At 72.1% G+C, this 10,256-nt stretch carries 10 protein-coding genes; 8 read left to right on the top strand and 2 right to left on the bottom strand.

The features are described from left to right. Positions 1-4 precede the first annotated feature (4 nt). From FNH08_RS33945 to FNH08_RS33935, 3 genes are read left to right on the top strand one after another with little or no spacing between them, the layout of a single operon-like run. Positions 5-769 carry a DUF5819 family protein gene (locus FNH08_RS33945; protein WP_322725951.1) on the top strand — a complete coding sequence of 255 codons (765 nt, stop codon included), beginning with the start codon at positions 5-7 and terminating at the stop codon, positions 767-769. Then, the gene (locus FNH08_RS33940; RefSeq protein ID WP_152775363.1) at positions 769-1,989 is read left to right on the top strand and encodes an HTTM domain-containing protein; all 1,221 of its coding nucleotides are present in this window, start codon (positions 769-771) and stop codon (positions 1,987-1,989) included. The genes FNH08_RS33945 and FNH08_RS33940 overlap by 1 nt, the downstream gene beginning before the upstream one ends. Next, positions 1,986-2,741, top strand: coding sequence for a TrmH family RNA methyltransferase (locus FNH08_RS33935; protein ID WP_152775362.1), 756 nt, complete (start codon positions 1,986-1,988; stop codon positions 2,739-2,741). Before FNH08_RS33940 ends, FNH08_RS33935 begins: the two co-directional genes overlap by 4 nt. Before the next feature lie 32 nt (positions 2,742-2,773). Here the strand turns inward: FNH08_RS33935 and paaN are convergent, their stop codons facing one another. Further along, the gene (paaN, locus tag FNH08_RS33930; protein WP_152775361.1) at positions 2,774-4,480 is read right to left on the bottom strand and encodes a phenylacetic acid degradation protein PaaN; all 1,707 of its coding nucleotides are present in this window, start codon (positions 4,478-4,480) and stop codon (positions 2,774-2,776) included. A 147-nt stretch (positions 4,481-4,627) separates the two neighbouring features. Between paaN and FNH08_RS33925 the strand changes: the two genes are divergently transcribed. Both FNH08_RS33925 and FNH08_RS33920 read left to right on the top strand, forming a co-directional pair. Beyond that, complete coding sequence (locus FNH08_RS33925; protein ID WP_152775360.1) at positions 4,628-6,145, top strand: 3-hydroxyacyl-CoA dehydrogenase; 1,518 nt, start codon at positions 4,628-4,630, stop codon at positions 6,143-6,145. Then, positions 6,142-6,729 carry a TetR/AcrR family transcriptional regulator gene (locus FNH08_RS33920; RefSeq protein WP_152775359.1) on the top strand — a complete coding sequence of 196 codons (588 nt, stop codon included), beginning with the start codon at positions 6,142-6,144 and terminating at the stop codon, positions 6,727-6,729. Before FNH08_RS33925 ends, FNH08_RS33920 begins: the two co-directional genes overlap by 4 nt. 44 nt (positions 6,730-6,773) lie before the next feature. On the opposite strand, the gene FNH08_RS33915 is transcribed toward FNH08_RS33920, so the two are convergent. Beyond that, positions 6,774-7,259, bottom strand: coding sequence for an Lrp/AsnC family transcriptional regulator (locus FNH08_RS33915; RefSeq protein WP_152775364.1), 486 nt, complete (start codon positions 7,257-7,259; stop codon positions 6,774-6,776). A gap of 189 nt (positions 7,260-7,448) precedes the next feature. Here FNH08_RS33915 and pdhA point away from each other — a divergent pair, with 189 nt between their 5' ends. From pdhA to FNH08_RS33900, 3 genes are all read left to right on the top strand, one after another. Further along, entirely contained in the window at positions 7,449-8,594 is a 1,146-nt protein-coding gene (gene pdhA, locus FNH08_RS33910; RefSeq protein ID WP_152775358.1) for a pyruvate dehydrogenase (acetyl-transferring) E1 component subunit alpha, read from the top strand. Then, entirely contained in the window at positions 8,594-9,598 is a 1,005-nt protein-coding gene (locus FNH08_RS33905; protein ID WP_152775357.1) for an alpha-ketoacid dehydrogenase subunit beta, read from the top strand. The genes pdhA and FNH08_RS33905 overlap by 1 nt, the downstream gene beginning before the upstream one ends. Then, positions 9,598-10,256 (top strand): biotin/lipoyl-containing protein (locus FNH08_RS33900; protein WP_194238710.1); only part of this gene is annotated, 659 nt, incomplete at its 3' end. The genes FNH08_RS33905 and FNH08_RS33900, both read left to right, overlap by 1 nt.

The following is a 10,256-nucleotide window of genomic DNA, read 5'->3' as shown; positions in this document are numbered from 1 at the left end:
CGCCATTCCCGCGCAGGGTGGCCCGGTGGCGCCCGAGGGCGTCCCCGTCGAGAGCCCCCCGCACGACCACACCCCGGCCGCCACCGGCGCCTCGTACCCGCACGCCACAGAACCCGCCGAGCGCACCGGGATAACCGCGCTGTCCCTCCCCTACCAGATCGTCGCCGCCCTCGCGCTGGCCCTCCTCGCGGTGGCCGCCTGCGTGCACCTCGGGATGGTGTTCCTGCACGTGGCGCCCTCGAACACGGTCACCAAGCAGCACGGCCGGGCGATCGACGAGTGGGTCTATCCGGAGTTCGAACAGAACTGGAAGCTGTTCGCGCCCAACCCGCTGCAGCAGAACATCTCGGTCCAAGTGCGCGCCGAGGTCCGTGCCGCGGACGGGAGCGTCCGCACGACCGGCTGGTACGACCTGTCCGCGCTGGACGGCGCCGCGATCAACGGCAGCCTCCTGCCGAGCCACACCCGCCAGAACGAGCTGCGCCGGGCCTGGGACTTCTACGTCGCCTCGCACGACAGCCAGAACCGCCCCGCGGGCCAGCGCGGCGACCTGTCCGAGCGCTTTCTGCGCAGGATCGTCGTGCTGCGCCTGGAACGCGAGAACGCGGCCGGGCCCGGAGGTCTCGTCCAACTCGTCCAGGTCCGCTCCCGCACCACCAACGTGCCGCCGCCGGAGTGGAGCGAGGAGCAGGTGTCCGACAAGCCCGTCGTCCGCGAGCTGCCCTGGTGGAAGGTCACCGACCGGGACCGGACGGAGGCGGGCGCGTGATGAGCCGGCCTGCCGCCGCGATCGGGCGCGGCATCACCCGGGTCACGGACGCCGCGCTGGGTCCGTACCAGACCGCGGTCGTGCGGATCGGCTTCTCCGCGACCTGGCTGCTGTTCCTGCTGCGCGAGTTCCCGAACCGGCAGGAGATGTACGGGCCCGACGCACCGTGGAGCTGGGACCTCGCCCAGCAGCTCATCGCGGGCAACCACGCGTTCACGGTCCTGATGTGGTCCGACAGCCGGGTGTGGTTCGAGACCGTCTACGCCTTGGCCGTGCTCTCCAGCGCCCTGCTGCTCATGGGCTGGCGCACCCGCACCATGAGCGTGCTGTTCATGGTCGGCGTCCTGTCGCTGCAGAACCGCAGCATCTTCATGGGGGACGGCGGCGACAACGTCATCCACCTGATGGCGATCTACCTCGTCCTCACCCGCTGCGGGATGGTGTGGTCCCTGGACGCGCGCAGGGCGCGGCTCGTCCGTGAGGCACGCGCGCGTGGGGAGGTGGTCCGTCCCGACAGGGTGGGGCCTGCCCTGTGGGCGGTGCTCGGCTTCGCGCTGCTCCTGGTGTCCCTCGCGGGGTGGCTCAGCGCCGGCTGGCTGACGGTCTTCTGGGGCCTGTGGGCCGTGCAGGCCCTCTGGTGGGCCGTCGGACGGTACGCGGGCACCGGGGAGCCCCGCGTCCTGCTCGACCTCGTGGCCAATCTCGCGCACAACGCGGCCCTGTTTGTGATCATGGCCGAGGCGTGTCTGATCTACGCGACCGCCGGCTGGTACAAGATCCAGGGCTCGCGCTGGCAGGACGGCACCGCGGTGTACTACCCGCTCCACCTGGACTACTTCTCGCCGTGGCCCGCCCTGTCCGACCTGCTGTCGGCGAACGGCACGCTGGTGATGCTCGTGACGTACGGCACGGTCATGGTGCAGGTCGCCTTCCCGTTCACGCTCTTCAACCGGCGCGTCAAGAACGTCCTGCTGGCGCTGATGATCACCGAGCACGCCGTGATCGCCGTCGTCCTGGGGCTGCCGTTCTTCTCGCTGGCCATGATCGCCGCCGACGCCGTGTTCCTGCCGACGTCCTTCCTCAGGCGCCTGGGCGACGGGGTGGCACGCGCGCGTGGACGGCTGTTCGCGCGCCGTGACCGTACGCTGCCGGGCCCGGACAAGCGGCGCCCCGGCGCCCCGGAGACGGCCGAGGAGCCGCACGTAGGCTTCACGGCATGAACGAACCGGTACGTGTGTGGCGGCGGCTCGCCGACACCTCCGTCCTGCTCGACGGCTTCCACGCCCTCAAGCACGCGGTGCGCTTCGGGGCCGAGGTCCCGGTGGCCGTCACGACCGACCGGCGGGCCGCCCTCGCGCTCGCCGACGAACTGGCCCCCGACGTACGGGACACACTCGCCCCGCTTCTGGCGGAGGTCCCCGAGGCTACCTACGCGACCCTCGTCGCGCGTCCGCACCCCACCGCGGTGGCAGCCCTGGCCGTACGGCCCTCGCGGGAAGCCAACCTGCGGGCGCTGGCCCACATCCCCCGTACCGCCCCGGTCGTCGTCCTCGACAACCCGCGCAACCTCGGCAACGCCGGAGCCGTGATCCGTCTCGCGGCGGGCTTCGGGGCGGCCGGGGTGGTCACCACGGGCACGCTCGACCCCTGGCACCCCACGGTCGTCCGCGGTGGGGCCGGACTGCACTTCGCCACCGCCGTGGAGCGGCTGGACGTGGACGAGCTGCCGCCGGGTCCGGTGTTCGCGCTGGACCCGGAGGGCGACGACATCCGCGGGCTGAAGCTCCCGGACGAGGCCGTGCTCGCCTTCGGCTCGGAGCGCAGCGGTCTGTCCGCCGCACTCCGGGCCCGCGCCGATCACCTGGTGTCGCTGCCGATGCGCCCCCAGGTCTCCAGCTACAACCTCGCGACCAGTGTGGCCATGACGCTGTTCCACTGGAGCGCCACCGGGGGCGCGCCGACCAGCTCCTGAAGCCCCAACCGGCTCCTGAAGCGCCTGGGCTCCTACGCCTCCCGGCGTACCTCGACGACCCGGAAGCGGTTGGCGACGAACGCCCCGTCGCACAGCGCCGCGTTGGCCGCCGCGTTGCCGCCCGAGCCGTGGAAGTCCGAGAAGGCGGCCGTCTGGTTGACGTACACCCCGCCGGTGAGGTTGAGGGACAGCTGGGCGCACTCCTCCAGGCAGGCCTCCTCGATCGACGCGGCGACCTCCTCCGAGGTGGTGTACGCGCCGACCGTCATCGCGCCCTTCTCGTGGACGGTCCGCCGCAGCAGCTGCACAGCGTCCGCCGCCGAGTCGACCGCCACCGCGAAGGAGACCGGGCCGAAGCACTCGCTCATGTAGGCGGCCTCGTCGTCGGCCCCGTCCCAGTACTTCCGTGCGCCGTCGAGCTTGACGATGACCGGGGTGCGGACCGTCGCCTCCGGGAACTCCGGGTTGGTGACCTCCCGTGATGCGAGGGCGACTTCGCCGAGCCCGGACGCGGCCTCCAGGCGGGCCTTCACGTCCGGGTTCACGATCGCCCCGAGCAGGGCGTTCGCGCGCGCGTCGTCGCCCAGGAGGCCTCCGACCGACTTCGCGAGGTCGGCGACCACCTCGTCGTACGACTTGGGGCCGGCGTCCGTGGTGATGCCGTCGCGGGGGATCAGCAGGTTCTGCGGGGTCGTGCACATCTGGCCGCTGTAGAGGGACAGCGAGAAGCCCAGGTTGGAGAGCATCCCCTTGTAGTTGTCGGTGGACTCCACGATCACCGTGTTGACGCCGGCCTTCTCCGTGTAGACCTGCGCCTGGCGGGCGTTGGCCTCCAGCCAGTCGCCGAACGCCGTCGAGCCCGTGTAGTCGATGATCCGGACCTCCGGACGCACGGCCAGGGTCTTGGCGATGCCCTCGCCGGGGCGCTCGGCGGCGAGCGCCACCAGGTTCGGGTCGAAGCCCGCCTCGGTGAGGACCTCGCGGGCGACCCGCACGGTGAGCGCGAGCGGCAGCACCGCGCGCGGGTGGGGCTTCACCAGGACCGCGTTGCCGGTGGCCAGGGACGCGAACAGGCCCGGGTAGCCGTTCCACGTCGGGAAGGTGTTGCAGCCGATGAGGAGCGCGATGCCGCGCGGGACCGGGGTGAACCGCTTGTCCAGGGTGAGCGGGTCGCGCTTGCCCTGGGGCTTGGTCCACTCCGCGGCGTCGGGGGTGCGGACCTGCTCCACGTACGCGTACGCCACCGCCTCCAGGCCGCGGTCCTGTGCGTGCGGGCCGCCTGCCTGGAACGCCATCATGAAGGCCTGGCCGGAGGTGTGCATGACCGCGTGCGCGAGCTCGTGCGTGCGGTCGCTGATCCGCCCCAGGATCTCCAGGCAGACCATGGCGCGCGTCTCCGCGCCCGCGTCGCGCCACGCGCGCTGGCCTGCCTTCATGGCGGGCAGCAGGACGTCGATGTCCGCGTGCGGGTAGGTGACGCCGAGGTCGATCCCGAAGGGGGAGACCTCGCCGCCCACCCAGGCGTCCGTGCCGGGCTGGTCGAGGGCCACGCGGTCGCCCAGGAGTGCCTCGAAGGCGGCCTTGCCCTCCTCGGCGCTCAGGCTGCCGTTCTCGCCGTACGCCTTCGGGTGCTCGGGGTGGGGGGACCAGTACGCGCGTGTGCGGATCGCTTCCAGCGCCTGGTCGAGGGTGGGCCGGTGCTTGGCGATCAACTCGTGCGGGGTCAGTTCGGCGGCCATGCGGGACCAACTCCTCGTCTCAAGAACTCTTCGTTGAGCTCTGACCTGGGCAGGAACAGGCGGACAGAGTTAGAGTAACCGAACGATCGGTCGGGACAAGAGGGACCGCCGCATCTGTGGAAAACCCCGTGCGGGAGGATCGCGCACATGACAGCACTCGACCTCAGCAGCCCCGTGGCCGTCGTCGGCACCGGCACGATGGGCCAGGGCATCGCCCAGGTCGCACTGGTCGCGGGCCACTCCGTGCGGCTGTACGACGCCGTTCCCGGACGGGCCCGGGACGCCGCGGCGGCGATCGGCGCCCGCCTCGACCGGCTCGTCGAGAAGGAGCGGCTCACCGCGGCAGACCGCGATGCCGCACAGGACAGGCTGCTCCCGGCGGAGAACCTCGCCGAGCTCGCGGACTGCACGCTCGTCGTCGAGGCGGTGCTCGAACGGCTCGATGTGAAGCAGGAGCTGCTGCGCGAGCTGGAGGAGGTCGTCGGCGAGGACTGCCTGCTCGCCACGAACACCTCGTCCCTGTCCGTCACGGCCATCGGCGGCGCTCTGCGGAACGCCGGCCGCTTCGTGGGCCTGCACTTCTTCAACCCGGCGCCGCTGCTGCCGCTGGTGGAGGTCGTCTCCGGGTTCGCCACCGACGTCACGTCGGCCACGCGCGCGTACGAGACAGCCCGCGCCTGGGGCAAGACTCCGGTGGCCTGCGCGGACACCCCGGGCTTCATCGTCAACCGCATCGCGCGGCCCTTCTACGCCGAGGCCTTCGCGGTCTACGAGGCCCAGGCCGCCGATCCCGTCACCATCGACGCCGTCCTGCGCGAGTGCGGCGGCTTCAGGATGGGCGCGTTCGAACTGACCGACCTCATCGGGCAGGACGTCAACGAGTCCGTCACCCACTCCGTGTGGCAGGCGTTCTTCCAGGACGTCCGCTTCACGCCCTCGCTCGCACAGCGGCGGCTCGTCGAGTCGGGCCGGCACGGCCGCAAGACCGGACAGGGCTGGTACGACTACGGGGACGACGCCGAGCGCCCCGAGCCGCACACCGCGGAGAAGGCCCAGGCGCCCGCGTACGTCGTCGCCGAGGGCGATCTGGGCCCCGCGTCCGAACTGCTCGCGCTGATCCGTGAGGCGGGCATCCCCGTCCGTGACGAGGAGGAGGACCACGGCACCCGGATCGTCCTGCCGAGCGGCGGCCACCTGGCCCTCGCGGACGGCCAGACCTCCGTGGAGTTCCGGGACGTCGTGTACTTCGACCTGGCGCTCGACTACCGCAAGGCCACCCGCGTCGCCCTGTCCGCCTCCCAGGACACCTCGCCGCGGACCCTGTCCGAGGCCATCGGGCTCTTCCAGGCGCTCGGCAAGGACGTCAGCGTCATCGGGGACGTGCCCGGCATGATCGTCGCCCGTACGGTGGCCCGGATCGTCGACCTCGCGCACGACGCCGTCGCCAAGGGCGTGGCCACCGAGGAGGACATCGACACGGCGATGCGCCTGGGCGTCAACTACCCGCTGGGGCCCTTCGAATGGAGTCGCAGGCTCGGCCGCAACTGGGCGTATGCCCTCCTCGACGACCTGCACCTGCGCGACCCCTCCGGGCGCTACGCGCCGTCCCTCGCGCTCTACCGTCACGCGTACGCCTCCGACAAGCGGGAGGGCACCACATCATGACCACGGCCAAGCGCGACACGTACACCCCGGACTCGCTGCTCTCCGTCGCCGTCCGGGTCTTCAACGAGCGCGGCTACGACGGCACCTCCATGGAGCATCTCTCCAAGGCGGCCGGTATCTCCAAGTCGTCGATATACCACCACGTGGCGGGCAAGGAGGAGCTCCTGCGACGGGCCGTCAGCCGTGCACTCGACGGCCTCTTCGCGATCCTCGACGAGGAGCACGCGCGCGAGGGGCGTGCCGTGGAGCGCCTGGAGTACGTCGTGCGGCGCATGGTCGAGGTGCTCACGGCCGAACTGCCGTACGTCACGCTGCTGCTGCGGGTGCGCGGCAACACCGGTACCGAGCGGTGGGCCCTGGAGCGGCGCCGCGACTTCGACCACCGGGTCGCCGAGCTGCTCAAGGCCGCGGCCGCCGACGGGGACGTGCGCGGTGACATAGAGGTTCGGCTGGCCACCCGGCTCGTCTTCGGAATGATCAACTCGGTCGTGGAGTGGTACCGGCCGGACGGGCGGGGCATGGGCGAGCGGGAAGTCGCCGACGCGGTGGTGCAGTTGGTGTTCGGAGGGCTCCGCAAGGACTAGGACGGCCCTTCCGATCGGCCTGGAACCCGTTGAAGGGCCCTGGGTCAGCCCTGCGGCTCCAGGTCCTCCTCCTCGAAGACCAGCAGTGTCCGGCTGCTGAGCACCTCCGGGATGGCCTGGAGCCGGGTGAGCACCAGCTCGCGCAGGGCGCGGTTGTCCGGGGTGTGCACGAGCAGCAGGACGTCGAAGTCGCCGCCCACCAGGGCGATGTGGGAGGCGCCGGGCAGTTGTCGCAGCTGTTCCCGGACCGTGCGCCAGGAGTTCTGCACGATCTTGAGGGTGATGTAGGCCGAGGTGCCCTGCCCGGCGCGTTCGTGGTTCACGCGCGCCCCGAAGCCGCGTATCACGCCGTCCTCGAGGAGGCGGTTGATACGGGCGTAGGCGTTGGCGCGGGAGACGTGGACGCGTTCGGCGACGGACCGTATCGAGGCGCGGCCGTCCGCCTGGAGCATCTGCAGGATGTCCTGGTCGATCGCGTCCAGCGGGCGAGGGGGCGGCAACGCGGGGCCGTGCTGTGCAGGCTCGGCCATTTGTTCAGGTGCCATGTCCCCCCACCTCTCTACCATGGACGTAATGCGTCCATCACAGGTTGTGCAGAACCGTTTGTCCACAGCCTGGCGGTGCCTGTAGCCAAAATGCGCCATCGACCGAACAATCGGTAGGTGAGGCGGGTCACATCCGTGGCGCGCCCGGAAGCCACTCCCACGAGGAGGTGCCGCATGACGGTCATGGAGCAGCGGGGCGCGTACCGCCCGACGCCGCCGCCCGCCTGGCAGCCCCGCACGGACCCCGCGCCGCTGCTGCCCGACACACGGCCGTACCGCGTCCTGGGCACCGAGGCCGCGGCCGAGGCCGACCCCGCGCTGCTGCGCCGGCTCTACGCGGAGCTGGTGCGCGGCCGCCGGTACAACGCACAGGCCACGGCGCTCACCAAGCAGGGCCGGCTCGCCGTCTACCCGGCCAGCACCGGCCAGGAGGCCTGCGAGGTGGCCGCGGCCCTCGTGCTCGAGGAGCGCGACTGGCTCTTCCCCAGCTACCGGGACACCCTCGCCGCCGTGGCCCGCGGCCTCGACCCCGTCCAGGCACTCACGCTCCTGCGCGGCGACTGGCACACCGGATACGACCCGCACGAGCACCGCGTCGCGCCCCTGTGCACCCCCCTCGCGACCCAGCTGCCGCACGCCGTGGGCCTCGCGCACGCCGCCCGCCTCAAGGGCGACGACGTGGTCGCGCTCGCCCTGGTCGGCGACGGCGGCACCAGCGAGGGCGACTTCCACGAGGCGCTGAACTTCGCCGCGGTGTGGCAGGCCCCGGTCGTCTTCCTCGTCCAGAACAACGGCTTCGCGATCTCCGTCCCGCTCGCCAAGCAGACCGCCGCCCCGTCGCTGGCCCACAAGGCCGTCGGCTACGGGATGCCGGGCCGCCTGGTCGACGGCAACGACGCGGCGGCCGTGCACGCGGTGCTCAGCGATGCCGTGGCCCACGCGCGCGCGGGCGGTGGTCCCACGCTGGTCGAGGCGGTGACGTACCGCATCGACGCCCACACGAACGCCGACGACGCAACCCGCTACCGCCCCGACGCCGAGGTCGAGACCTGGCGCGCACACGACCCGATCGCGCTCCTGGAGCACGAGTTGACCGAGCGCGGGCTCATCGACGAGGACGGCATCCGGGCGGCGCGCGACGCGGCCGAGGCCATGGCGGCCGATCTGCGCGAGCGCATGAACCAGGACCCGGTGCTCGACCCCATGGACCTGTTCGCCCATGTGTACGCCGAGCCCACACCGCAACTGCGGGAGCAGCAGGACCGGTTGCGGGCCGAGCTCGAAGCCGGGGCCGAGTCGGACGCGGAAGGGACCGGCTGATGACCACCGTCGCCCTCAAGCCCGCCACCATGGCGCAGGCCCTCACGCGCGCGATGCGCGACGCGATGGCCGCCGACCCCACGGTCCACGTCATGGGCGAGGACGTCGGCACGCTCGGCGGTGTCTTCCGGGTCACCGACGGCCTCGCCAAGGAGTTCGGCGAGGACCGCTGCACGGACACGCCGCTGGCCGAGGCGGGCATCCTCGGGACGGCCGTCGGCATGGCGATGTACGGCCTCAGGCCGGTCGTGGAGATGCAGTTCGACGCGTTCGCCTACCCGGCGTTCGAGCAGCTGATCAGCCACGTCGCGCGGATGCGCAACCGTACGCGGGGCGTGATGCCGCTGCCGATCACGATCCGTGTCCCCTACGGGGGCGGCATCGGGGGCGTCGAGCACCACAGTGACTCCTCCGAGGCGTACTACATGGCGACTCCGGGGCTCCATGTCGTCATGCCCGCGACCGTCGCCGACGCCTACGGGCTGCTGCGCGCGGCCATCGCGTCCGACGACCCCGTCGTCTTCCTGGAGCCCAAGCGGCTCTACTGGTCGAAGGACTCCTGGAACCCGGAGGAACCCCAGGCCGTCGAGCCCATTGGCCGCGCGGTGGTGCGGCGCCCGGGTCGCAGCGCCACACTGATCACCTACGGGCCGTCCGTGCCCGTCTGCCTGGAGGCGGCCGAGGCGGCGACGGCCGAGGGCTGGGACCTCGAAGTCGTCGACCTGCGCTCCCTGGTGCCCTTCGACGACGACACGGTGACCGCGTCCGTACGGCGCACCGGGCGCGCCGTGGTCGTCCATGAGTCCGGCGGCTTCGGCGGCCCGGGCGGCGAGATCGCGGCCCGCGTCACGGAGCACTGCTTCCACCACCTGGAGGCGCCGGTGCTGCGGGTCGCCGGGTTCGACGTCCCGTATCCGCCGCCGATGCTGGAGAAGCACCACCTGCCCGGTGTGGACCGGGTCCTGGACGCCGTGGGGCGCCTGCAGTGGGAGGCGGAGAGCTGATGGCGCAGGTGCTGGAGTTCAGGCTGCCCGACCTCGGTGAGGGGCTGACCGAGGCCGAGATCGTCCGCTGGCTGGTGCAGGTCGGGGACGTCGTCGCCGTCGACCAGCCGGTGGTGGAGGTCGAGACGGCCAAGGCCATGGTCGAGGTGCCCTGCCCGTACGGGGGCGTGGTCACCGCCCGCTTCGGCGACGAGGGCACGGAACTGCCCGTGGGGGCACCGCTGTTGACGGTGGCCGTGGGAGCGCCCGCCGAGGACGACTCGGGCTCCGGCAACGTCCTGGTGGGTTACGGCACGGGGGCGCCGCCGGCGCGGCGCAGGAGGGTGCGGCCCGGGAGCGGAGCCGTGCCGGACAGGTCGGGGCAGACTGCCACGGCTTCTGTCGCCGCGAATGCGCCGAGCTCGCCGAGCGCGCCCGCTGCGGCCCCGAAGCGCCCCGACGGCCCTGTCCCGGTCATCTCGCCGCTCGTGCGGCGGCTCGCCCGGGAGAACGGCCTCGATCTGCGGGAGCTGGCGGGCTCCGGACCCGACGGGCTGATCCTTCGGGCGGACGTGGAGTACGCGCTGCGGGCAGCGGCCACCTCCGCTCCGGTGACCGAAGCGCGGGCCGTGCCCACCCGGACCGTGGCGGCCGCCCCCGAGACCGCCGCCCCCGAGAC

Origin of the sequence: Streptomyces spongiae, from assembly GCF_009377185.1 — a bacterium.
In the GTDB taxonomy this organism is placed as follows: Bacteria; Actinomycetota; Actinomycetes; order Streptomycetales; family Streptomycetaceae; genus Streptomyces; species Streptomyces spongiae.
The sequence above is the reverse complement of the archived record's forward strand: the minus strand, read 5'-3'. Positions and strand labels throughout refer to the sequence as shown.